25 protein-coding genes and 1 tRNA gene are annotated in these 24,144 nt (G+C 37.3%); 10 read left to right on the top strand and 16 right to left on the bottom strand.

All coding sequences use genetic code 11. The annotated features are described in order from the left end of the window. Window positions 1-20: 20 nt before the first annotated feature. A complete protein-coding gene (locus tag AC27JP_RS03955) occupies window positions 21-497 on the bottom strand; it encodes a DNA polymerase III subunit chi (protein WP_487112271.1) in 477 nt (158 codons plus the stop codon). 31 nt (window positions 498-528) lie between these two features. After that, complete coding sequence (pepA, locus tag AC27JP_RS03950; RefSeq protein ID WP_487112269.1) at window positions 529-2,034, bottom strand: leucyl aminopeptidase; 1,506 nt, start codon at window positions 2,032-2,034, stop codon at window positions 529-531. Between the two features lie 254 nt (window positions 2,035-2,288). On the opposite strand from pepA, the gene lptF reads away from it, so the two are divergent. Beyond that, on the top strand, window positions 2,289-3,422 hold the full coding sequence (lptF, locus tag AC27JP_RS03945; RefSeq protein ID WP_487112267.1) for an LPS export ABC transporter permease LptF: 1,134 nt from the start codon (window positions 2,289-2,291) through the stop codon (window positions 3,420-3,422). After that, complete coding sequence (gene lptG, locus AC27JP_RS03940) at window positions 3,422-4,489, top strand: LPS export ABC transporter permease LptG (RefSeq protein WP_487112265.1); 1,068 nt, start codon at window positions 3,422-3,424, stop codon at window positions 4,487-4,489. Before lptF ends, lptG begins: the two co-directional genes overlap by 1 nt. A 28-nt stretch (window positions 4,490-4,517) precedes the next feature. Here lptG and AC27JP_RS03935 read toward each other — a convergent pair whose 3' ends face one another. Beyond that, complete coding sequence (locus tag AC27JP_RS03935) at window positions 4,518-5,018, bottom strand: RDD family protein (protein WP_487112263.1); 501 nt, start codon at window positions 5,016-5,018, stop codon at window positions 4,518-4,520. 157 nt (window positions 5,019-5,175) lie between these two features. Here AC27JP_RS03935 and AC27JP_RS03930 point away from each other — a divergent pair, with 157 nt between their 5' ends. From AC27JP_RS03930 to AC27JP_RS03920, 3 genes are all read left to right on the top strand, one after another. Then, window positions 5,176-5,586, top strand: coding sequence for a hypothetical protein (locus AC27JP_RS03930; RefSeq protein ID WP_487112261.1), 411 nt, complete (start codon window positions 5,176-5,178; stop codon window positions 5,584-5,586). 114 nt (window positions 5,587-5,700) lie between these two features. Next, window positions 5,701-5,785 (top strand) — tRNA-Leu (locus AC27JP_RS03925). Window positions 5,786-6,252: 467 nt separating this feature from the next. Next, entirely contained in the window at window positions 6,253-6,735 is a 483-nt protein-coding gene (locus AC27JP_RS03920) for a hypothetical protein (protein WP_487112259.1), read from the top strand. 331 nt (window positions 6,736-7,066) lie between these two features. Here AC27JP_RS03920 and AC27JP_RS03915 read toward each other — a convergent pair whose 3' ends face one another. Then, window positions 7,067-7,450 (bottom strand): hypothetical protein, encoded by a 384-nt coding sequence (locus AC27JP_RS03915; protein ID WP_487112257.1) that lies wholly within the window; start codon window positions 7,448-7,450, stop codon window positions 7,067-7,069. A gap of 224 nt (window positions 7,451-7,674) precedes the next feature. On the opposite strand from AC27JP_RS03915, the gene AC27JP_RS03910 reads away from it, so the two are divergent. Next, window positions 7,675-8,565: a helix-turn-helix transcriptional regulator gene (locus AC27JP_RS03910; protein WP_487112255.1), complete on the top strand. Its 891-nt coding sequence runs from the start codon at window positions 7,675-7,677 to the stop codon at window positions 8,563-8,565. Here the strand turns inward: AC27JP_RS03910 and AC27JP_RS03905 are convergent. Both AC27JP_RS03905 and AC27JP_RS03900 read right to left on the bottom strand, forming a co-directional pair. Beyond that, window positions 8,562-9,338, bottom strand: coding sequence for a hypothetical protein (locus AC27JP_RS03905; RefSeq protein ID WP_487112253.1), 777 nt, complete (start codon window positions 9,336-9,338; stop codon window positions 8,562-8,564). The genes AC27JP_RS03910 and AC27JP_RS03905 overlap by 4 nt on opposite strands. Window positions 9,339-9,369: 31 nt before the next feature. Continuing rightward, a complete protein-coding gene (locus tag AC27JP_RS03900; protein WP_487112251.1) occupies window positions 9,370-9,894 on the bottom strand; it encodes a hypothetical protein in 525 nt (174 codons plus the stop codon). A 282-nt stretch (window positions 9,895-10,176) separates the two neighbouring features. Between AC27JP_RS03900 and AC27JP_RS03895 the strand changes: the two genes are divergently transcribed. Beyond that, complete coding sequence (locus AC27JP_RS03895; RefSeq protein ID WP_487112250.1) at window positions 10,177-10,833, top strand: hypothetical protein; 657 nt, start codon at window positions 10,177-10,179, stop codon at window positions 10,831-10,833. Between the two features lie 76 nt (window positions 10,834-10,909). On the opposite strand, the gene AC27JP_RS03890 is transcribed toward AC27JP_RS03895, so the two are convergent. The 5 genes from AC27JP_RS03890 to AC27JP_RS03870 form a co-directional block, all read right to left on the bottom strand. After that, complete coding sequence (locus tag AC27JP_RS03890) at window positions 10,910-11,440, bottom strand: hypothetical protein (RefSeq protein ID WP_487112248.1); 531 nt, start codon at window positions 11,438-11,440, stop codon at window positions 10,910-10,912. 494 nt (window positions 11,441-11,934) lie between these two features. Next, window positions 11,935-12,444: a hypothetical protein gene (locus tag AC27JP_RS03885; protein ID WP_487112246.1), complete on the bottom strand. Its 510-nt coding sequence runs from the start codon at window positions 12,442-12,444 to the stop codon at window positions 11,935-11,937. 25 nt (window positions 12,445-12,469) lie between these two features. Further along, window positions 12,470-12,778 (bottom strand): YkvA family protein, encoded by a 309-nt coding sequence (locus tag AC27JP_RS03880; RefSeq protein WP_487112245.1) that lies wholly within the window; start codon window positions 12,776-12,778, stop codon window positions 12,470-12,472. Continuing rightward, on the bottom strand, window positions 12,779-13,138 hold the full coding sequence (locus AC27JP_RS03875) for a hypothetical protein (protein WP_487112243.1): 360 nt from the start codon (window positions 13,136-13,138) through the stop codon (window positions 12,779-12,781). Between the two features lie 92 nt (window positions 13,139-13,230). Next, complete coding sequence (locus AC27JP_RS03870) at window positions 13,231-14,427, bottom strand: tyrosine-type recombinase/integrase (protein ID WP_487112241.1); 1,197 nt, start codon at window positions 14,425-14,427, stop codon at window positions 13,231-13,233. 193 nt (window positions 14,428-14,620) lie between these two features. Here AC27JP_RS03870 and AC27JP_RS03865 point away from each other — a divergent pair, with 193 nt between their 5' ends. Next, window positions 14,621-14,911, top strand: a complete 291-nt coding sequence (locus AC27JP_RS03865) for a hypothetical protein (protein ID WP_487112239.1) — start codon at window positions 14,621-14,623, stop codon at window positions 14,909-14,911. Between the two features lie 120 nt (window positions 14,912-15,031). After that, complete coding sequence (locus AC27JP_RS03860) at window positions 15,032-16,207, top strand: phospholipase D family protein (RefSeq protein WP_487112237.1); 1,176 nt, start codon at window positions 15,032-15,034, stop codon at window positions 16,205-16,207. Window positions 16,208-16,254: 47 nt separating this feature from the next. Here AC27JP_RS03860 and AC27JP_RS03855 read toward each other — a convergent pair whose 3' ends face one another. From AC27JP_RS03855 to AC27JP_RS03835, 5 genes are all read right to left on the bottom strand, one after another. Further along, window positions 16,255-17,892: an Eco57I restriction-modification methylase domain-containing protein gene (locus AC27JP_RS03855; RefSeq protein WP_487112235.1), complete on the bottom strand. Its 1,638-nt coding sequence runs from the start codon at window positions 17,890-17,892 to the stop codon at window positions 16,255-16,257. A gap of 150 nt (window positions 17,893-18,042) precedes the next feature. Further along, window positions 18,043-18,390, bottom strand: coding sequence for a hypothetical protein (locus AC27JP_RS03850; RefSeq protein ID WP_487112233.1), 348 nt, complete (start codon window positions 18,388-18,390; stop codon window positions 18,043-18,045). A gap of 135 nt (window positions 18,391-18,525) precedes the next feature. Then, window positions 18,526-20,481 carry a DUF927 domain-containing protein gene (locus AC27JP_RS03845; RefSeq protein WP_487112232.1) on the bottom strand — a complete coding sequence of 652 codons (1,956 nt, stop codon included), beginning with the start codon at window positions 20,479-20,481 and terminating at the stop codon, window positions 18,526-18,528. After that, on the bottom strand, window positions 20,478-20,738 hold the full coding sequence (locus AC27JP_RS03840) for a helix-turn-helix transcriptional regulator (protein ID WP_487112230.1): 261 nt from the start codon (window positions 20,736-20,738) through the stop codon (window positions 20,478-20,480). The genes AC27JP_RS03845 and AC27JP_RS03840 overlap by 4 nt, the downstream gene beginning before the upstream one ends. Before the next feature lie 261 nt (window positions 20,739-20,999). After that, complete coding sequence (locus AC27JP_RS03835; RefSeq protein ID WP_487112228.1) at window positions 21,000-22,151, bottom strand: tyrosine-type recombinase/integrase; 1,152 nt, start codon at window positions 22,149-22,151, stop codon at window positions 21,000-21,002. A 949-nt stretch (window positions 22,152-23,100) separates the two neighbouring features. Here AC27JP_RS03835 and AC27JP_RS03830 point away from each other — a divergent pair. After that, complete coding sequence (locus AC27JP_RS03830) at window positions 23,101-24,027, top strand: AraC family transcriptional regulator (RefSeq protein ID WP_487112226.1); 927 nt, start codon at window positions 23,101-23,103, stop codon at window positions 24,025-24,027. Window positions 24,028-24,144 lie beyond the last annotated feature (117 nt).

The raw sequence follows: 24,144 nt of genomic DNA, 5'->3' as shown, positions 1-24,144 counted from the left end.
GATTTTCCGTCAGAAGATTTTTAACTGGTTGTATCGATAGGTTGTGGCGCGCTAGCCACTTGGTGAGCTACATTGAAATTCCATTGGCGACAAGTACGAAAACGGTTTCGAGCTTGTTCTTTTAGGGTTTCATCAGCAGGCACAAAGTCTATCAGATGTGAAAATTGGTTAGCGAAGTTGGGTACCTCGCTAGTTAAATTGATCAAAACCGCGCGGCGGTTGGTCGGTTGCTGCCAACTAATTTCGACAGCTGCACCTTGTTTTGGGCCTTCACCGATAAGGTTGTGTGGCACAAAACTGTCAGGATCAAAGGCCCATAACATTTCGTCGATAATGTGAGCACTTTCCTGATCTTGAGTATAAATAAATACTCGCTGATTTTGGCGGTAAAAATAGGCGGCTTGCAAGCAAGCATAGTGCAAGTGTAGCTGCTGTTCAGCTACACCTGTTACTTTGCTTTGTTCTTCAATGCTGTAAAACATTGCTTGGGTTTGCATGACGTTATTCCGCGTAGTAATTTAGTAAAGACTATTCGCCTTGTTCAGCGCCAGAACGATTTAATAAAAATTGCGTTAACATACTAACAGGACGACCGGTAGAGCCTTTGTTTTTACCGCCACGCCATGCTGTTCCTGCAATATCTAAATGCGCCCAGTGATATTTCTTGGTAAATTTAGATAAGAAACATGCTGCGGTAATCGTTCCCGCCTCTTTGCCGCCCAAATTGGTAAAATCAGCAAATGGGCTTTCAAGTTGTTCTTGATAGTCATCCCATAACGGCATACGCCAAGCTCTGTCACCACTTTGATCTGAAGCATTTAATAGCTCGTGGGCTAGCGGATTATGGCTACTGAGTAAACCTGTTGCGTGTGCTCCTAAAGCAACAACACAAGCACCGGTTAAGGTGGCTACATCAATAACAAGCTCAGGGTCAAAGCGTTCAACATAAGTTAATGCATCACACAATACTAAACGGCCTTCGGCATCAGTATTCAATACTTCAACTGTTTGCCCTGACATCGTAGTTAAAATGTCGCCCGGGCGATATGCATTACTGCTTGGCATGTTTTCACAGCCAGCTAAAACGCCAATCACATTGATTGGTAAATCAAGCTCTGCAAGCGCATGCATAGCACCTAATACACCAGCAGCACCGCCCATGTCATATTTCATTTCATCCATGCCTGCGCCTGGTTTTAATGAAATACCGCCACTGTCAAAAGTTAAACCTTTGCCGACTAATACTAGCGGTTTTGAATCATCACCAGCGCCATTATATTTAATAATGCTCATTAGCGATTCATTGACTGAGCCACGACCTACGGCTAAATATGAACCCATACCGAGTTCTTCCATTTCTTTCTCGTCAACAACTTGAGTGGTTACCTTGTCGTAATCGTTATCAAGAATTTGCGCTTGTTCCGCTAAATAGGCTGGATTACAAATGTTTGGCGGCATATTCGCGACGTTCTTACAGGTAGTAATACCTTCAGAAACGGCTAAACCATGACTAATCGCACGTTCACCAATCGGAAGTTCACGACGAGTAGGGACATTAAAAACTATTTTACGTAACGGGCGACGCGGCTCTTCTTTACGGGTTTTTAAACTGTTAAAGCTGTATAAACAGTCTTGCGTTGCTTCAATAGCTTGACGCACTTTCCAATAAGTATCGCGACCTTTAACATGAAGTTCAGATAAGAAACATACCGCTTCCATTGAACCGGTTTCATTTAAGGTATTTATAGTTTTACTGATAATTTGGCGATATTGGCGTTCATCTAGCTCACGCTCTTTACCACAGCCAACGAGCAAAACGCGTTCACTAAGAATGTTAGGTACATGATGCAAAAGCAGCATTTGCCCTGACTTGCCTTCTAGATCACCGCGACGCAGTAAATTGCTGATGTAGCCTTCACTAATTTCGTCTAGTTGCTCAGCGATAGCCGACAAACGACGTGGCTCGAAAACACCGACGACAATACAGGCGCTGCGTTGCTTTTCTGGACTGCCACTTTTTACACTGAACTCCATGAGGTCTCCTAATTTTTGACTCAAATGTGTATATTTTATTGAAAATATACTATTTAGCTTGCTAAAAACAGTAAATAATCGCTAAGCTTGCTTTTAAATGTATTCGGCTAAAGGCTATAATTATAACCGGATTGCACAGCATTACCCGAGAAGCTTACATTTAATTTAATGCTAAAAATGACAAGTTTACTGAAAAAATGGCTGTATGTCAGAAAAAAACCATGTTTTATAGAAAGTTTTTATAGGATCACTTTGTGATTATATTTCGTTATTTGCTCAAAGAAGTGGCTAAAACCCAGCTTGCCGTATTTCTCGTCATTATGACGATATTTATCAGCAATAAATTCGTTCGCGTGCTTGATGATGCATCAGAAGGCGGTATTCCGGGCCATTTAGTGATGACATTTATTGGTTTGAAAATTCCCGATCTGGCTGGGATGATTTTACCTTTAAGCTTTTTCCTTGGTGTTTTATTGGCCTATGGTCGTATTTACGCAGAAAACGAAATGACAGTGCTTCATGCCTGTGGCGTTAGCGAATGGTATGTGGTGCGCGTGACCTTAATTCTAGGTTTTGTTACTGCCATGATTACCGGTATGTTTACGTTGTATCTATCGCCAATGGCGGCCGAATATGAATATCAAATCAAAGAGCAAATAGCGGCAGACTCTGGCTTAAGTTCATTAATCGCGGGACGATTTCAAACTACCGGAAATAAAAAAGCCGTGGTGTTTATTCATGAAAAAAATCGCCAAGATAACACCTTTGAAAAAGTATTTGTTGCCCAGTTGCCTGACAAAGACCAGCCTAACGCTAGTGTTATAGATTCAAGCTTAGTGTATGCGCAAAACGGTCAAGTGGTTGAAGAAGACAGCGGCACGCAACGCTTAATATTGTCTGAAGGTACGCGCTATCAAAATGATATTGAAAATAAGCAATTTCGCCAAGTGGCTTTCGATAAATACTACATTCAAATTCAAGATCAAAAAGTTGCACATAAAAGACGTAAGTTAAGTGCAATACCAACGGCTGAGCTTTTTCAAGAAACAACTGTGGAGGCTAGCGCCGAAAGTCAGTGGCGGATCGCCTTTCCATTGGCCTGTATTATTATGACGTTAGTAGCCGTACCTTTAAGTGTGGTGAATCCGCGCCAAGGCAAGTTTGGTAAAATGCTGCCAGCATTATTGCTATTTCTGAGCTACTTCTTGCTATTAACCGCTATTCGTTCGGGTATTGAAAAAGGCACAGTGCCGCAACTAGTTGGGTTATGGCCCGTTCACCTGATAGTGCTGATCTTAGGTACCAGTTTACTGGTGAAAAGTCGAAAAAGTGGCAAAAAATTAAAAGCACTACTGCCAAGTAAAACGAAAAATAGGGCGGCTGTGTAATGCGTATATTAGATCTCTATATTGGCCGTGTTATCGCTTCAACAACTTTTTTGACACTATCTGTATTTGTCAGCTTAAGTAGCATTATTAAATTTGTTGAGCAAATGAAGTCAGTTGGAAAAGGCAACTATGACCTTGCCCATGCTGCGCTTTATGTACTTTATGCAATTCCACAAGATGTTTCATTGTTCTTTCCTATGTCTGCCTTGATAGGCGGCTTAATTGGTATGGGCATGATGGCAAGTAACAGTGAGCTGGTGGTGATGCAAGCAGCAGGCCTATCTCGCCTCGACATTATTAAATCGGTAATGAAGTCAGCATTGTTGTTGATTGTGGTAAGTATGGCTGTCGGTGAATGGTTGGCACCGCAAGGTGAAGCGGCTGCAAGGCAAGTGCGTGCGCAAGCTATTTCAGGGGGCAGTTTAATTTCCTCTACGGGTGGAACATGGGCGAAAGACGGTGATTATTTTGTTCATATCGGCGAAGTGCAAGACCAAGGTTCGTTAAAAAATATTCAAATTTATCGCTTTAATGACCAGCTTAAATTATCTAGTTGGGTTTCGGCAAGCAGTGCCGTCTATCAAAAAGAATCGTGGCAATTACGCGATGTTGTGGAAACCATCATAACTGAGAAAGAAATTACCAAAGAAAGCCAGCCATTAATGTCTTGGACTTCAACGTTAACGCCGGATAAGTTAGGTGTAGTAACGGTTAAGCCGGAATCATTGTCATTGCGAGGCTTAAACGATTATTTAGATTATCTTGATGCAAATAAACAAGATCCAAGTCGTTACCTATTGGCGTTTTGGCGTAAAATTGCTCAACCCATTACCTTAGCTGTGATGTTATTAGTGGCGCTTTCGTTTATTTTTGGCCCATTACGTTCGGTTTCTATGGGGGCTAGAATTATGATGGGTGTGGCGACAGGAATATTGTTCTTTATTGTTAATGAGGTTTTGGGCTCATTGAGTTTGGTATATCAGCTACCAGCAATATTTGGCGCTTTTATGCCGAGTATTATATTTGTTACCGTGGCACTTTACTTTTTGAAAAAACGCGCCAGTTAACAGCGCGTTTTGGTTGTTAAAATTTCAATTACAATCTGCCGCGATTAGCCTCTAAAGTTAGTAAAACTACTTCGGTGTTAGTTAAGCGGTCTTGTAAACTCAGTTTGTTTTTTCTATCAAATAAAACGGTAAAATTACCTAAACCTAATAGCGTAGGTAGCAATCGTTTAACACCTGTGGTCTTGCTTATTTTGCTACCATCTTGGTTTTGCACACGTAAACGCCAAGCTTTCATCCCTAACGTTTGCCCGCTTTTTGACCAAAACCAAACAAAGAAAAAGGAAATCCATCCTAGCATCCAAAATATATTGGGCCACTTTAACCAAAATGTATTCTCAATGGTGTCACTCAAGTGCTGATAACCTTGCATTCCGAATACTTCAAAGTATACAAACATATAAATGATTAAAAATGAAGCCGCACCAGCGGTCATGCCGACAGCAATAGCGATTAAGCAATCATATAGCCAAGAGGCAATACGGCGGCGAAATCCTGCGCGAGGAAATGTTTCATGAGTAGTAGCAGACATAAGCAATTCATTGAAAAAATTTGCGCTAGTGTAGCAAAACACATATAAAAGTATAAGTGACAAGCTATATTTCAATCACATTCAATTTTTGACGCTAACTTCGGCTAAGATTCATCGCCAAATAAGCGAGAGGTTAAAACGACAGGGAGGTGTAACCATGACCATATTTTCCCCGCATGGAACCTTGGATATTGCGATAGATAACAACTTAATTCTTATTGAGGCGCAAGGTCCTTGGAATATTGAATATTTAGACCACTTACACGCGCAGCTCATTATTGCCGTTTCTAAAGTTGATCTTGATAATTACGCGATACTAATTACCCCAAAAGGTGAAGCCATCAGTGTCGAAGCTGGTTTGGAATATCATTTAAACTTTATTCGCCAAGGCAATACCAAAGCCGTGGCACTAAACTTGGCTTATTGCACAACCTCTTTATTAACAGAAAGTTTATTTACCAAATTATATCGGGCTGCAGGCATCAAACATGCGTTTTTTGATAATGGCTTTGATGCACGAATGTGGCTAGAAAAGCAATTGGAACCCATACAAGTAAATGCAATGTGAATAAATAACCATCAGTCGGGCGATATTCACAGAAAAACTATTGCTAAGCCTGAGTTTTTTCGTATAATGCCTGCCTCTTCATTGATGTTTGACATTAGTTGAAGTCACTGTGTCGCCGGAGTGGTGGAATTGGTAGACACGACGGATTCAAAATCCGTTGCTTTCGAGCGTGACGGTTCAAGTCCGTCCTCCGGTACCATTTCTTGATAATGCTAGATTTATCAATGCTTATAAACCGACATTACGTCGGTTTTTTTGTGCCTGAAATTCAGTGTTAGGTTCATATCCTGTATTGCGTCTGGGTAATTTCTGGGTAGATATGCGTCTACCTCTGTCCAATAACAACTACCTACAGCTAATTTAGCCTTACCAACTTCAACATAACTAATAACATGAACACTCTAGGTCTTTAGGTGTGTGTTTTTCGAATAAGGGCTGTCTTAGGTCTCCTCCCTGTCTTTAGCTGTCATAACCAATCTATTACTTGTAAAGTTCAAAGATAAATATTTTTGAGCAACTCAGTGAGCAGAAAAGTCATGATAGAGATATCTATTGACGGGGAAGATTTTAGTAGTAGAATAAAATTCACTAGTTTGACGACTAGTAAACAGCGTCCTGACGGACATACATTCAAGGGCTGAACGCCCAGTAGATAAGGTGGAAACCATGTCAAAAAATAATATAGATTCAATATTCTCATCTTTAGAAACCCAAGCAAATGCACTAAATGCTGCATCTGAATCAGCTAATAGCACTATTAAAGACACTGAAAAAAAATTAGTTTCTTTGAATATAGGTATAGATATTTGGTACCCAATAGCTTTGCATAAATCTGATGCTAAGGGTGGAATAGGACTTGATCAAACTACTGAGTATTTTGCAGATCTTCTTGGTTTTGCAAGAGTTGAAGGGAAGTGGTGTTTTGCTGTAAAAAAAGTAAAACGTGCATCTGGTTTTTTTGAAGGGGATTCTAGTTGTCATTTTGAAAATGAATATGAAGAATCTAGTCCTGTAGCTTTGCTTAAGCAATCAAGAAATTTGCGAGTTAGCGCATTAGAAGTCATCCCTGATTTCCTAGAGCAGATACTTGATCATGTTACTCAGAAAGTTGAAAAGCTAACGGATGTTTCTGAGAAGTTGAATAGCTAAAGTAAAAAATAAAAGCAGTTAAATGAATATTAAAGCTAACCCATTACGGGTTAGCTTTTTAGTTTCTGCTACTTAGAAAAATAACCACCACACACCAATAGCAAAACCAAATAATGTGATTTTAGGTGGTAACTCTAATAGTGCTCCCACAATAAATGTGACAACAACAAAAATGATAAAACTTAATAATAGCGATAACATAGTTACCCCACACACTTAACGAGAAATAAAAGTAAAAATGCCGCAGCTATAGCTGTTTTTGGATTATCTACTGCTTTGATCAAGGCAAGAACAAGAGCGACAAATAAACCAAAATAAATAAGCGTATCCATTACTCATTAGCTTCAACTGGGGCTTCAATTTCTTCATCTTTAGCAATAACCATGCTGACGGTTAACAACCCTACAACACCAACAATTAGCGCAAAAAGGTGACTTGGTTTGAATGAACCATCAAACATGAACCATATAGATACACCTATGAAACCTAATGATGGTAACCCACCAAGTAAAACCGACGTATTGTAGAGCTTTCCATCAGTTGGCCTTTTAAATATTGCGGCTAGAGTTGCGGCCATACCTATAGCAAAACAAAACCCAAAGAAGAAATACCCTAAGTTGCCTTTTCCAAGTTCAGTGATCGCTACAAAGCCGAAGTAGCCTGATAACACTAGTGCGCTTAATGCTGCTAAATACCTTTTTGTACTGTCTTTCATTATGAATATTCCTTTTTAGTTTTTGCTCAGGTAAAAGAGCGAGTTATTGAAATTGTAACTATCTACCTCGACAGGTGATGTCGAGTTGGTGTGAATAGTTGAAAGTAAATTGAAACGCTTGGTACGCCTTATCTGGCTGATAACAAAAGCGTTAGCTTGATGGCTTGAATTGAGTAAATATTTATTCTTTCTCGACATGCCCTTGCAGGCGCAACAGATAAAATATGTGGATGCATACTCACGATACTCTTGCCAAGCGGCTAGGACTGATTCTTACCCGATTAAATATGGGTGAACGATTAGTACTAGAAACTTTGTCTCAAGATTACGGGGTGTCGGTTCGAACATTACACCGAGACCTAAATGAAAGGTTAGGCTACTTGCCAATACAGCGTACTGGTTCAACCTACTACTTAAACCCTAGATACTTAGGCAGAAGTAGTAAGTCAGACATTAAGCCTGTGCTTGATATGTTAGGATTGTCTAAAATATTTCCTGCCTATGATGCGCTATCATTCAGCAGGCTATCAAATAATGAAGTACCACCTTTTTTGTTTCGTGATATGAAAGTTGAAGATGTTTCTAACTACCAAGCTACTTTCAAATCACTGACATTAGCAATCCAGAACCTTCAAATAGTAAGCTTTACATATAAGCAACAGCAGTATCAAAAAGTAAGCCCCTATCGCTTGGTAAACGATAGAGGTTGGTGGTATTTGGCTGCACTACACAATGAAATGCTCAAATCGTTCAAAGTAGCGAACATAAGTGAAGTAGTGGTAAAACAGCTAAACTTCACTCGTAGCAAGAGCTTTGATAGTGAAATAACAAGTTCGTCCATGCTTTGGTTAACTGACAAACCTATTGAAGTAGTACTGAAAATAGACGGTGCTATCGCTAGTCATTTCAGCAATACGTCATTACTACCAGAACAACAATTACTAAAAGTGCTTGATGATGACAGCTTGCTAGTTACTTCAACCATCACAGATAAAAAGCAAATTATACCAATACTTAAATACTGGTTACCCGATATCGAAATATTATCGCCAAGTGAGTTAAAGCAGTCGCTAGTCTACGAATTACAGTTTTCAATTGATCAGCTGTCACGCTAACTAGCTAAACTTTCTTTTGTTTCCATATTCTTTTTTAAAGTTTCTAAGGCTTGATTTACCATTTGATCAATTTGATCATTGAATTCTGAGAAATCATATCTATTTGTGTTCACTACACCAGAGTCAAATGTTTTTAAAGTTTCTTTATGTATGCGGCGTCCGCAGTATTTCGCAAGTTTGATTATGTTCTCATTAAGTAAATTTTCAACCGTAGACTTTAGCTCTACTTGCATTTTTTCGGTGCCATCAGAGAAAATGTTTTTTAGTAATTCATCATCATTGCTTAACCCCTCAAGCCCTGATATTGCCTTGGTTCTGTACTCATTCGAAATTGTGAGTAAGCTATCTAATTTATGCCTACCTGTAAGCTCATAGGCAAAAACAGGATCAATAGAAGCAAACTCTAAAAGGGATAATTCAAAAGGTTGAAGCAATCGGTTTTCAATATCAGCTTTTTGATTATCAACTATATTTCGAAAGTGATTAATCGTTAATTGGACTTGCTCTTTTGGTAATTCATCTACATTAAATGGAATACCTTTTTCTTTTAATCTTCCACCATAATATAGCCAATATTGTCTAGCTATTTCCTTTGCATCGAACATTGATGAAAATATTGAATGTTTAATTTCTAGTAATAAATAGAGTGTCTTTCTAGCACTGGCTTTTTTATCAACTTTTGCCCGATAGAAATAGCTACTGCTGCTAAACATAGCAGTTATTAACACCCCTAAAAGTACTGCTGAAATTTTACTGTTTAAAAATTGCTCCATACAAATCACTCCTTAATTTATCTTATTTATTTTAAGCGTTAATTTTTATTTCAATACAACTTGAAGAAATGCCAAGTGTTTTTGCAATACCTGCTTTTGCTTCATCAATAGTAAGCGGAGTTACTTCGTTGACTTCTTCAATAAGCTCATTAGGGAAAGGCTTCCAATTTAAATCATCTATTTTAAAGTTGAGGTTATTTTCTAATTCAGAAATATTCATATAGGCTACTGGATTTCTATTACCAGTCCATGCATCAGGAAAGCTAACCTTAGCGTATTCACTAAACTTTACTAAATAGCGCTGTGAATCTTCGGAATTTTTCTTTTTAACTTTAACTACTTCTAATCCTCTACCGATAACAAATGCTTCACCTACTTTTATTGATAAATCGCTAGGGAAATTTTGAGCTAAAGTTTTACTCTTAGTACATACAATATAGTCACATTTAGATAATGCCCTATAATTTGCACGCCAATACCCAGAGCCACCTTCGCTAAACATAGTCTCTAGTGATTTTGTGGCTTTACTAGTAAAAACCATAACAGTGTTTTTCATTACATCCCCTTATGCATAAATATCAACTTTAGATAATGTTATATATTAAACACGATAAAAGCAACATAAGTTTATGATAAACTTATGTTGATGGGTTGGCTGTAACACAAAAAATCAATTGTCCAAGTAATGATAATCGTTTAAGAATCCTTGTCGGTTAACACTTTTTTCAATTGCTAAATACAGTGTAACAATGCAGTATTTAAATAAGTAAAAATGCAGATGATATGACTTAATATCCAGTTGTTATTTTTCAACAATCATCCTTAGGGTAGCTTAAAAATGAATAAGAAAATAATTGAAATAACTCAAGATGCAGCATGTGTAATTGAGAATTTTGATACAAATGCTGTTGGTTTTTTTACTGGTAATGTTAATACTTGTCTTGTATATATTATAGAAGCTGATCGAGGAACCTTAGCCATTCATGACTCAGGTCAGCTTTGTTTAGAAGGAATGGTAAAGTTCACTAAAAGTTATGGTGATATAAAATCTGTTACAGTTGCATTTGGAAATGAATTAAATACAACGAATCAAGGTCGCTTTCCAAAATTCATATCGTTGATTGGGTATAATCGAAAAATAAATAAGGTAGTATCACCATATTCTATCTTTTCATTAGTGTATGAAATTAATAAAGAGCCTGAAGTTTATAATAATACAATTCCCAGTAATGTAGCCGAAATTACTAATAAGGCAGTACGACAAGTTATAGTCGAGTTAAACAATAACTTTCTTCCAATTAACTCTCAATCATTACCTTTAGATGTGCAATATCAAAACGGACAATACTGTAATTCCACTCAGTTACTGTATTCACTTGATGAAATGCTACTGACCTTGAAAGAGCAAGTTAAGTACTTTGAAATAAACTTGAGTTTTCTAATAAAAGGGCACATGCAAGGATTATATAAACTCCCGTCAAATTTAGTAAGATGATGTATTATATTAAATTTTTTATAAAAAAGCCGTAGTTGAAATAACTACGGCCTTTAACTTTTACGCTGCCTATATATTAAAAACAGTTTTGCAAATCAAACCTAAATCGAGAAACAAACCAATTACCCATAGTTCCAACTTCATCACATCTGCCATGCTCATCGTTTAATCCAATAGAAGCTATTAAACAACCGATGATGAATGGTAAATCCGATGCATTAATATCGTTATCTTCAACATACCGAATCAGAAGAGAATAAAAATCAGGTGGTGTACTTGTTATGCCATCATTACACATATCCATCGTAGGAAAAGAGCCATCTAACCAATGTCCTTTAGTAGTTAAATCAAACTCTTCATAATCAAAAAATGATCCTATATAGTCATGCATCAGATCTACATAGTCCTCTTCATTATCTGGTAGAATATTACTTTTCGTTGCATCTTTAGGGTATGGGATTAGCACTCCCCCTTGAAAATTGATGCAACCAAAATCAATGAGATTAAAGTCTGGACTGGAGTAGTTTGCGACGATTCCGCAATACAACTGTAATGCATTAACGATTTGAATGTTTTGGTCAATTGTATTTGTTGTGTCTGTAGACATTTTAAATGTTCCTATTTTAAATAATATAAGAACCTTTAACTCCACTTGGATAGTGGTTAGAACTAAATGAGGCGTTATAATCTGCGATTAGACTATATGTACTCAATGAGCAGGGTGTTGATGAATATCAACGACGACATGATAAATTCAAAAAATATTAAAAGCAACTCTTTTTAAAAAATAAAAACAACGGATGCTGAATCCGTTGCGTCACAGTAATAGCTAATCTAGTTAAACCCTTTAGTACCAACACTTACAGAGTAAAATAAAAATAAAGAAAACCGTAGCTGACAACAACTACGGTCTTCCTCCGTTCTTTTGCAGTCAATTTTAGGTTACCTCAACAGTAAACCATCAATTTCCACATAACTAACTAAGTCAAACACAGTAAAGTACAACCGCTCAGAGCTGAACGTTAGTTGCATAATGACTTTCTTTTAAAATCTTCTAGGTGGTGCTAGTGCAGGGGTTACAGTATGAAGTGGTTTGATGAACTATTTAGCAGAAGCTTTAGCCAGTAGTTGATCTCTTACGCTCTCATAATTGCTTGGGATCATATGTAAATACTGTGATTTTTCTGTTGAAACTATCAGATTGATATCCTTTGAACGTAAAACCGCAGCAAGAAAGGAAGAGTTATTGGCGCTAGCTCCTTTAAATACTGATTTTAACACCGTAGATTTGAACGGTTTGTCAGTTACTTGAACATTCAAAACATCAACAATTGCAGTAACAGATAGCCATTCTTTTGAGTGCAGTCCTCCGCCATCGTTACCAGTAAGTTTAAGTTCAAGCTTCCCTGTATCTATACAAGTTGCTAAGGTAAAAGTAACAAAACCACGATTTTTGGTACTTAACTTTGCTGCCTTGCCATCGACTAATACAATATGAGTTTCGACATTAGAAGCTGTTTCTGTGACAACAGTGTTATTACTTTCGGTTGAAGCTGTCGTTGTTGATTCTGGTGTAGTTTTTTTATCATTAGTTTTCTTTTTAGTCGCCATAAATTTTCTCCTAAGTCGGCTAATGTTAAAGTTGGTTAAACAGGTTTTTTGCTTGTTTTTTATGATGAGATTTCATTTGTGTCTGTAACGATGCTAACGCGGCTGCAAGTACGCTAAGATCATCAGCTAAGCCAGATGCAGGAATGAAATCAGGAATGGTGTCTACAGGTGTAATAAGGTAAATAAGTGCAGAAATAGCTAAGGTCTTAGCCCACAATGGTGTATCACCATCAAGTATTAAGGCGTAGAGTAGTAACGCGCTTTCAATGAGTTTCTTAAAGCCTTTTATCTGTTTAAATTTACCCCAAGTTTTATCGTGAGATAGCTTAGGCATTTACGTCACCTTAGATGAAGTAGGCAGTTCAAATGCTACAGGAGCAATAAGATAAACGCCGTTACCTTGATCATTGGTTATAGATAATTTGACGACGTAATCTGCTGATAGATATTCTTCATATTCAGGGTTTGTATGTGCGAATTCTATTTGGTGTTGAATTTCGTCATCAAGAAATAGCAACGAATCGTTAATATCATTTTCTGTAATTACAATGATCATGGATGGATACTCTTGCCAAAACGTTTTAGCACTTTCTTGATCTCCAAATGGCTCGATAAGATGTGCTAACAATACTTGCTTGACTGGTTTTGGCAGTGAAATATCTTTTTCACTAGGCCAGTGATTGATTAGTTGCATAAATTTCTCCGTATAGAAACTAAAAAAGCCAATACCCGAAAGGTATTGGCTTGATTTAACATTGAAGTGATATATGGATAAAAAGGGGGTAGTTACTGAGTACTTTCTAGTAAATACTCCATACTTTCCGAGGTCTGCCGTTGACGCTCAATACTTAGCTTGGCGTACCGCATAGTGCTTTGTATGCTCTTATGGTTGAGTAATTCTTGTACAGAGCGAATGTCAGCATGTGTTTGATTTGCATGGCTTAAAAGGTTGGAAGCAATAGAATGCCTAGCCGTATGGAATACTACTTCATTAGGGTTCTCAATACCTGCACGTTCTTTGATTAAACTAAAAGCCCATCGGCTAGCACAAACAGGTTTGTTTTTTTTAGTGCCAGCAAAAATGAATTCATTGCCTGCAACTTTAGGAATATCATCCAAAATCGCCATCATCATATCTGTTAAATAAATAATGTGCGGTGTACCATTTTTGGTTTGATCAATGGTGAGTGTACGTTGCTGATAGTTAATATCTTCCCATTTACGAAAGCGCATTTCAGATGCTCGACAACCTGTGAGAAACAACATTGCGATATAAGCACCGCTTGGTTTGTGATGGTAAGCTAACGACTCTTTGATAATGCGTCGTACTTCATCAACAGAGCAAAAGCGAGTTCGCATATTATTTTCAGGTAGTTGAGACACCCTAGACGCAACATTAGGTATATCAAGTAAGCGTTCAGCTAAAGCGCCTATTGTTTTAACTAATGCAATAACTCGGTTGCATGTTGCTGGTTTGTATTTTGATTTACCATTAACTTCAACCATCATTTGGTTTTGAATATCTTGCACATCTATCGCTTTTAACTTGTCATAAGGAATAGTAGAAATACCAACACAAAACCTTTTGAATCGTTGAGCATCATCTTTCCATGACTTCTTACGCTTTTGTGCTAACGGCATGTATGTTTGGTGAAAGAAATCTCCAACAGTAGGCATACCAAGATAACCATCACGCTTAGTTTTTGGGTTGATACCTTCGGCAATCTGTACCTTGTGCTTTTTGGCAATATTGCGAGCAGAAGTAACATCTAAATCAGGAAAGCGACCTAACGTGATAGCGTGTTTTCTACCTTCCATGGTGTAGCGTAACATCCAGCGCTTGTTGCCTGATTTGCCAGACAAACACTTAAGACCAATGATTTCAGTATCTGCATACTCACATTCAGTACTTTTTGATTCTACAGGATTGGCAGGTAATGCTTTGATACTGGCATTAGTGAATTTGAATTTTTTCTTTTTCATATAAATCTCGATTAATTTGGTTGTAACCAAGGTATTGATATATAGGTATAATTCTTATTCAGACATGATTAACCTGCAGATAACTTCAATTTAATATTGACACATTTAAACTTTGATACTATATTTACCTGCAGATAGCTTCGGTCTAGGCTGGAGTTTACTTCAATTTAATTGGTTTGTGATGGAGAAATATATGAATGAGACTTTAAAGTCAGATGGCGATGAGCTGCCTACAACTGTATTGACGGTGTTACAAGAAATAGATGTAGATAGCTTTATACAGTTTGAATCTATTTTCAGAAAAGTTCGAAATAGTTATCAAGCAGGTAATAATCTAAACAATTATGAAGGTGACAATTGGAAGGTTTTTTTTGAATATATTAATTTAATCTTTCTTGTTTTTCGTCTGTATTGGGCTTATTCAATCGTTGAATATTTGATGCTCTATGTTTTTAATTTTCAATTTTGCTCGCTGCTAATTTGAAAGTTCTCTAAGTTTTATCTGTAGATATCTTCAATCTAAATTGAAATGGTATCCCTAATCTGTATAATTTTTGGAACCTTTGGTGAAAATTGAGGGTTCATATTTTAATAAGGTGTAAGAATGAGAGTAATCAAACAATCCTTTCAGGGGATAAAATCAAATCCAGAATTTATCGTTGATGTATTTAGACTACTCAATGAAAACGACTTGAAAGAGCTTCTTTTGATAAGCTCTGCATACATCAGAACAACTGGCGTTAAGCGATTGGAAGATGTAATAGATCTCAGCTCGTTTAAGTCTAAAGTTGCATTTGTAGGTGTAAATAACCAAAGTTCAAGTATTCAAGGGGTATCTTCTTTACTCTCAGAAAATTTTGAAACTTTTATTGTTAACACTAATAGGCGAGATAGAATTTTTCATCCTAAGTTATATTTGGCTAAAGGTAAAAATAGAGCAGTTCTAATTACTGGCTCTGCTAACTTAACTGGCCAAGGGCTAACTAAGAACTTTGAGCATGTTATTGCTATAGAATTTGATTTAAATGTTGATGCTGAAAAAGAAGAAATAGATAAACTAGAAGAAATTCTTTTAGATTTACCTGATACATACCCAGAAAATGTCATCTTAAGTTGTGACGAAATACTTGATGACCTTTTAGTGAAAGGTAAACTTGAAAATGAGATGGTATTTAAGCACTCGGCTGAGACAAAAGGAATGTCTGAGAAAGAAGAAAGTGATGGACATGTTATAAGCATGCCTCCGCCTCCTAAACTTTCAAATATTGCTCTAAATAGTGAAGAAGAAGTTGAAGTAGAGAAGGAAAATGAGGGTTTACATTCAGAGATTGGTTCAGGGGTTCTAGTATGGAAAAAAAATAAATTATCCAAGTCAGATGCCCAAATTTCAGGTGGAAGGAGTACAAATGTAAAAGGCTATATGACAATGGGAAATAAGTCTTTTCGTCGAACCCCTGATGGTAGATTAGTAGATAATAAAACTTACATGAAAGATGAAGTTTTTGGTGATTTGTCTTGGGCAGAAAATCCTGCTATTGAAAGAAAAGAAGTATTTGCTCATTTTGAGCTTTGGTTAGACGGTGAGTTTATCGAAAAAAAATTGCTTATGATTTCAGATAAAGAATCTAGAGATCCTAAGCATCATGGTGGCGAAGATCAAAAACAACCTACTACAGCTTTGCATGTTTGTGGTTTTGGGGATGTATTCCAAAGAGTTTTAGGAAAAGACCTAACCTTGTTCAAACTAGATACTAATAACTATAGAATTGAAGTCGTCTAATCTTAGGTAATTGAATCGAGGAGAGAAGCTCCTTCGATTCAATTAAATCATTCTTCTCTTTGTCTTCTAATTCGTAACCGTTGCCAATCACCAATAAGGGCTTTGACTGTAGAATCATCAACAGAGACACCATTTAAAGACTCTAAGATATGCTTACCTTGTGAATATAAAATTTCTTCAATAGGTTCATTATTGAGAAATCTAGAATTTAAATGTTCAAGGTCAAAATTTATTTTTGGTACAGGGACATATAGTTTTCGAATTTCAGAAGGCACAAGCTCTAAAACACCACCACCATAATGTCTTCCTTCAAGCTCAGCAAAAATCGCTGTAATCGGATTGACAAAACAATAAGAAAATAAATCTGAACTGCACCAATCTTTCTTGATAGTCATTCTATAAGCAGTATCTGTTGTGTATGCCTCAAGCTCATTATGAATTACTCGTGGAATATGGTGAGATCGTTTTAGCATACCAATATCGGTGGCATAAACAGAAGGTACTGTGTACCAAGGCTCTCTGATTCGACATTTATAACGAGTATGTAGTTCCAGACTCTCTCCTAACTTAATATAATCTTGTACCTTTGCTGGTAATGAATCGAACTGTTCTGTCAAATAAACGAAATTACAAGCTAAGCCAGACTTTGCATTTTTATTATGTTGTTCTGAATCATAAATAACTCCTTTACAGTGATTACTTTTACCAAACATAGGTGAACAATACTCTTGAAGTTGGTATTCTTCTGCTACAGTATCAGACACTAAGAAAAAGCTATTGGCACCAGTAACTATTCCAACAGCTACTGTAGCAATATCGTCAAATTTATAAACGTCAGGAGATTTAAGCAACTCCTTCAAAAGTGCAATGGTAGAATCTGAGAGAAAGCTAATAGTCCATTTGTTTTCAAGTAATGGCAAAGGAACCATGCGAGCTGAATTATATAACTCTTCGGGATCTTGTTTTGTAAAGTCGTAACCATTGGTTTCTTGAATCCCCAATCCTTCGCAAATTTCATTTGGATCCGATTTTTTCTCTGCGAAGATAATAACAGCACCTTGAAGTGTACCTTCAAACCAGATGTCTTTAGGATCAAAGATAACTATTTTCTTACATTTGTCTAAGAGAAACTTTCTAAGTGGTGCTGCATGCATTACATGAAAAATTTCGGAAGGAATTACCATTCCAAGTCGCCCACCAGAATTAAGCATTTCGATTGAGGCTATAATAAAAGGAACCCATGCATTTGTATGCTTAGTGAACTTCAGTTCGTTTCTATCAAATAACTGCTTTGAATACGCCTGATCTTCTTCTTCGAGAAACTGATATCTAATAAACGGAGGGTTGCCGACTACTGCATCAAACTTTAGTTCTGTAGGGTGGTTTATAGCTAATTCTAAGAAATCTTTCCTTTCAACATTGACGGTACTTTGTAAATCTAGCTTAATTGACAAACTTTCAGCTTTCGCTGCTTCTTCAACATTACGTTCAACAGCTAGAAAAGTCTTAAAATCGACTTTCTGGCTTTTAAGTGCGCGAATAAATACACCATCTCCACAACTCGGCTCTAATATTGTATTTGGTGAGTTGGATCCTACCCATCTAGTAATGAATTCCGCGAGAGCCAATGGGGTATAATACCCACCTCTTAGCTTTTGTTCTGTTTGATTTATTTTAAATTTCAAATGCTTAATTCTTATTAGTATGAGGGATTTTAAATTTGGAAGGAATTTTACCTCGGCTAGGCACTTTTAACCAATTTTTTTGACATAAATAAAAAGCCCAAGACGATTAACCTTGGGCTTAGTTTGTTATTACCAGAATGAAATAAGCTTCTATTTTGGTCTAGGAGCAACACGTCTTTTAGGCTTATTACTACCAGAACTTCCGAGTGATGCTTTTTCTGGATCCGCATTAACTAAAAGCCAGTCATCTAGAAAGTGATCTAATAGCTGTGGATTTTCTTTAAGCATCTTACGTAGAAGGTGAGCTGTCTTAACATTAATCCTGAAATCTTGAACTCCGCATCCTAGTATTATTGCAGGCTTTCTTCCATCCTCATCAAAATAGCCAAAGCAAACATCTGTACTGTATTGTTCTGAATTCTGCATTTGACCTCGGTAGTAATTACCAACGTATGGATCAGGTGTCTCGAAATCTCGGTCTGTGCGTTCGTAAGTCATAATTTTTCTCTCCTAAATCTAGTCTACTGAAATCTGATAGGGGAAATCGGGGTTTAGATCGAAACCCCTATACAGAGCAGTAGTTACAATAAATGTTGGTTGAATTGAATAGGGCATGAAGTGGGGCTTCTACAACTATTCAGGGGGCAAGCTTGATTTTGATTTGTGTATTTTACGTTTGAGTATTGGTGCGTTGTCGTTCTCATCGTAGTCACAGGGATCAAGCTCAACTTTTGGTTTAGCGTTACCTTGTTTGATAATTCGTTCAGAAATAACAATTTCATCACCATCAAGCATGTCATCAATTAGCTCTGATGTTATTTCACCTTCGATATCCTCATCGTCTTCTAACCAATCTTCGATAAAACGATAGTCGATACAGAAAAAATACTGCCGCTTACGAATGGTTGGTATCATCACACGATATTGAAGCTTGCCATTGTCATACCTAAGTACGCCAAGTTCTTTCAATCGATTAGCGACTTGACTAGGAGTAACATTTTCGCAAAGGTCACGAAATTTATCAGGTAGAATCACAATGTGTGTACCTTGGAAGCGATAACCATCAACAACACTCTTGACCTTATCATCGGTAGAATCAGGCAATTTATGAAAATTAGCTCGAATCCAATCTTTCAAGCGGTCAATTGCTCTATCTAAGTCAGACTTGCCCATTTCAATATTGACTAACCAGCGTTTGATCATAAATACAATAGCATCAGTGATTTCATCTTCTGACCAAGGTATAAGCTCTAATTCAGCAGCCAATAGACCAGCGGTAAGAGCAAGTGAAAAACGCCTGATAACTCGTCGCTGAATGCTATTTTTTGCATACTCAGCCAGAAGCTCAACACTATCTTCCCATCGTTCACGAACCCCTTCTTCTAATTCAGCCTTTGTATCAAAACCATCAAGTAACCCTTGAATGAATAGAGGTGCTAAATGACCACCATTTTCAGTACAAGCATCTTTGAAGTTTTCGATACGTTGAGCTGTTTCAGCTAATGTTTCGTGCTTTAGTGCCATGTGGCAAGGTTCAATTAAAAGGCTTGGCATACGAGCAAGTAAACCTGCATTTAGTACTTCATTACTTTGACGAACCTTATCCTCAATTGACAATTCGCCTGTACTGATACCAAATACGGATGCCTTATGTTGCTTAGCTTTGTTAAGGTTAGAAGTCATTCGACTTGTACCAGAGCCAGAAAGCAGTTTGTAAAGTGCAGAGCTTATTTTGCTATGCTTAAAAGCCCCTAGTTCGTCTAAACAGACGCCCATTCCAGAGCGTTCAGACAACAAAGCTTCTAGACCATTAGCAGTAGAAGACCAAGAGTTAATGTATGAGTCTTTTGAACCATCACCAGGTTCAGAGCCTGAGCCAATAACGGAAGCTGTTGCTTGTGCTATGGTGCTTTTTCCTGATCCTGATGGACCAAATATATGAATTAAGCCACCTTCTAGCCCCATGAGTTCAGCTAAAGAAGATGCCAATCCCATAAAAATTGCAAACTTAAGTGGGTCAGTTACACATTGGTCGATCACTTCACGATTGTATGACTTTAAAGTACCTTGAACTGTTAAGCCTTCGGGCGGTTTACCCTGACGAGAGCGGTAACAAAATGCGGTGTTATTTTGTATCTCAGCTTCGCCTTTGATAATGGTTTCACCGTAGGCATAAGCTAAATATTCATCAATAAAGCCAGTACGTTCAATGATAAATTGATCTGTTAGCTTAAGTTGACTGCATTGCTGTAAATAACGCTTAAAGTCATTAACTCGATTGGTAGGTATATTAATTCCTTGGTCGGCTAAATCGGCCAATACGGAAGTAAAACCACTAAATATTTTCTTCGAATCAATAGTGATAATAACCTTCTTACCGTGAACGATTGCTTCAAAGACTAAGCCGTTATGACTTAAACCATCAACAGAACGAGTTCTGTGAATTGGCTGTAAAATACAATCACAAAATACGTTCATGTTATTTTGATTGTCAGCCATTAGCATATTGTCGTTGAAGGTATAAACCCCCGCAGGCTGTGGAGCCTGCTCATTTATTGCTGGATTTGAGTTTGAGTGAGTAAGGTTCATTTTTCTTGCACCTCGTTAAAGGCTTGAAGCTGTGTTTCTAACCAAGTGTCTAGCTGTAATCTAGAGTAGCGAATACATCGACTGCTCATTTTTACGAAAGGTATTAATTCTAACCCTCTCTTATAGCACCTATTCTTAGCGAGGAAAGATGGCGATACATTTAAGTATTCTGCTGCTTGTTGTTCGGTTAGCCATGTGTGGCGGTTAATTTTGACCTCAGTTTTCGGGTCGTATTGTATGAAGTGTTGACCATTCATATTTATTTCCAATTATTAGGCAAAAAGCCGTGTTAATTGGGGATGTAAAATGCTCATACATGGCAATTTCCTCTAAATCCTTCCTAATCTACTGAGTTGTAAATTACCCCTTATCACTAAGGACACGTGTTTTCATATCTGCTCCCAATTACATACAGATAGTTACTCTTCTTGTGGAATTTATATAGGTAGACAATGGTTAAATAAATCTAACGTAATAGGTTAGGTTTATCTGTCATTTTGCATTTAATGAATTTAGCTTTAAAAGCTAAGTTGTGAAGCCAAATCGTTATTGATTTGACGAAGTTTATTGTTTGAGATACTTGAGTAGACCAACGTACTGCTAAGGGTCTTATGATTGAGGGCAGTCATCAATTGATAAATGCTAACCCCACGTTCTAAAGCTAAAAAACTATAGCTGTGGCGTAGTAGATGAACACCAGCGATAGGTAATCCTGCATTTTTACAGACTCTAGCCATAACACGGCTCGGATCTGACATACGAGATTGCATATCAACACCTCTAAAAACCCGACCTTGGGTACCGTATTTTGCAATCTGGTGCTCTAGAATAGCTTTGGCCTTATCAGATAAGCTGACATATTGACCAGTACCGTTCTTATCAACAGAAATTAAAATTGTACTTAGTTTGGCATCGTAGTTTTCAAGTCTTAAATCACGAGTAGCTGAACTACGTGTTCCACATAACACCATAAAACGAATGATATTTGCGGCTTCAATATTTGCTTCATTATCTAATTCAGCAAAGAAGCGGTTCAACTCATCAAGATCAAAATACTTACGCTTTTTCTGTAGCTCAGCAAAGGATTTTATTCCGCTAGCTGGCGACTTAGTCAGCACTTCTAACTTATTAACTGCATATGTAAACAAAGCTTTTAATAATGCTAGATGACGATTAGCCGTTGCAGGTGTTAACTCTTCTTTCTTTAAAGCGTGATATTTCTCAATATGAGCACTAGTAATCGAACCGATTTGCTTTGTTGCGAATACTGGTGCCAAGTGCAACCGATACTTACTCTCATCAGCATTAGAAGAAACTTTTTTATCTTTCTTTTCTGCGTAATATAAAGCAAATAACTCAGAAAAAAGCATCTCAGCTTTTTTCCGTGTTGCATTTGGATTCTCACCTTTATAGATAGCTGCTCGTAACTCATTAGCCCAAATTCTTGCTTCTTGAACAGTAAAAGTATCACTGTCGCCAAGCCGTTCTTTGAACCGTTGTTTACGAAAGCACATGATAAAGTAATACATCTGCTTACCTGTTGGATATTGAATCAAACAAAGACCATTCTCATTACGATCGCGGTATTCAACTTGTTTCTTGCCAATGGGTAGACTATCACTGCGAATCTTTCTCAGAGTATCTCGGTTAAAATTAATAACCTTACTCATCTCAAATTTTCCAGTTCCAAATTGTTAAAGAGTTTCGTTTAAATAATCATTCTTAGATAAACGTTTAGCCCTAAGGACTGGTTGCTATATTACAGATGAAAAATTAAAAGTAAACCGCTCTTGTGGTATAACTCGTTGTAATTTATGGTGTTTTAACGTTAATTCAAACAAGAGTGGAAATTAAGAAACTGGTTAAGGGTATCGCGTCCATGGGAAACCAGTTTTTATTGGATGAATTCAAACAGAAGATAGAAAAAAATTATTTTTAAATAAATTTAAATAAAAGTTGCTTTGCTTAATAAATGTACGGGAATTTGAGGTTGTAGAAATAGTGCATGCTATAAATTTGCAACTGGCTCTATATTAAACAGCACAATTTAAGAAGTAATTAGTGATAAAGGTGATTAATAATTGGGGGTGTTTTAAAAAGACCGTAAGACCGTGGTTGCTTTTCTAAAGCTACATATTTATAGGGCTTTGATTTTAAAGGTGTATCTGGGTAAGCTCTGGGAATATAAGCGTATATTTTGGTCTATTTATGGCTATAAATGAGAAATAGATGCTTGAATAACTGTCTACTTATAGCTATGGTTATCTATGTAGGTATTTGATTTTGTTAGATATTCAAAATCCGTTGCTTTCGAGCGTGACGGTTCAAGTCCGTCCTCCGGTACCATTTCAATCGTCAATTGATTGAAAACATAAACCAGCTTTTTAGCTGGTTTTTTTGTGCCTAAAACTTACTATTTATATTTCCCAATTTTCCTAAAAAGTCATGTCGTCCCTACGTAGCTGCACACTCAAAGTCTATTTTCTGTTTTTCCAAAAGTGCCATACAAGAGTGTTTTTCTGAACGATGTGTAATCTTCACATAGCGTATAGGGCTTGATTAAATAATACACTACTATACGATTTGTACCATTATTTGGTACTTATTGAGTGTTTTGTTGTGGATCTTCTTGATGATATTTTTAACACCTTAAACTTGAAAGGTGCTTTATATTTTCGTACTAACTTTACTGCGCCATGGGGGACAACTGTGCCAGAGTATGAAAATGCCGCACGCTTTCACTTAGTTATCCAAGGTCGTTGCTATGTTCAAGTAGCGAAACAAACGACCGTTGAACTCAATGCAGGTGACTTAATCTTAATTCCACGCGGAGTTTCGCATATTGTTTCTCATTCAGCATGCGAGTCAGCACCTCCTTTAGAGCAAGTGTTAATCGATGTTGGCTACACTGGTGATGGTGTATTAACGGTGGGAGATGGTGATCTAAATTCGACGACACAGATGGTTTGCGGGCACTTTTCTTTTCGATCACAAGCAGAACACCCTATTTTAGAAGCTTTACCTACGTACTTAGTCACGTCCACTGCAATGCGAGCACAATATCCGCTACTTGATGAGATACTTAGAATGATCACACGGCGAGTCTATGATGAGCAGCTAGGAGCGGCCGCGTCCGTAACACGGCTTTCTGAAATTGTATTTATTGAATTAATTCGCTCCTGTATTGGTCAACAGTCTGAATTAACCAATATACTAGAAGCATTTCATGACCCACAAATCAGTCAGTCACTTAGTCTTATTCATGCTGAGCACGCTCTGCCTTGGACAGTGGAAAGTTTGGCGTCAAAGGTGGCAATGTCAAGAAGCCGGTTTGCCAATCGATTTAGCTCGTTAATGGGCACGGGACCTATGGCCTATTTATCAAACTGGCGCTTGCAAAAAGCGTTAGCTTTGCTCGATACTTCACAGCTAAGTGTGCAGCAAATTGCTGATAAAAGTGGTTACCAATCTCCATCTGCATTCGCTCGCGCATTTTCCGGAAAATTTGGCGCATCACCCAGTGATTATCGTCGACAAACGCTATAAAAAAGTGAATTACTATACGTATCGTATCGCAATGTGTGCAGATAGTGCGTACTTTATGTTGTTATATTGATAAGTCGTATTGTTTTTTCCACTATTGATTTCGAGATAAATAATCAA

This window comes from Colwellia sp. SU-HH01172 (assembly GCF_057553355.1).
Note: the sequence above shows the minus strand (reverse complement) of the source record. Positions and strands in the feature narration are given on the sequence as shown.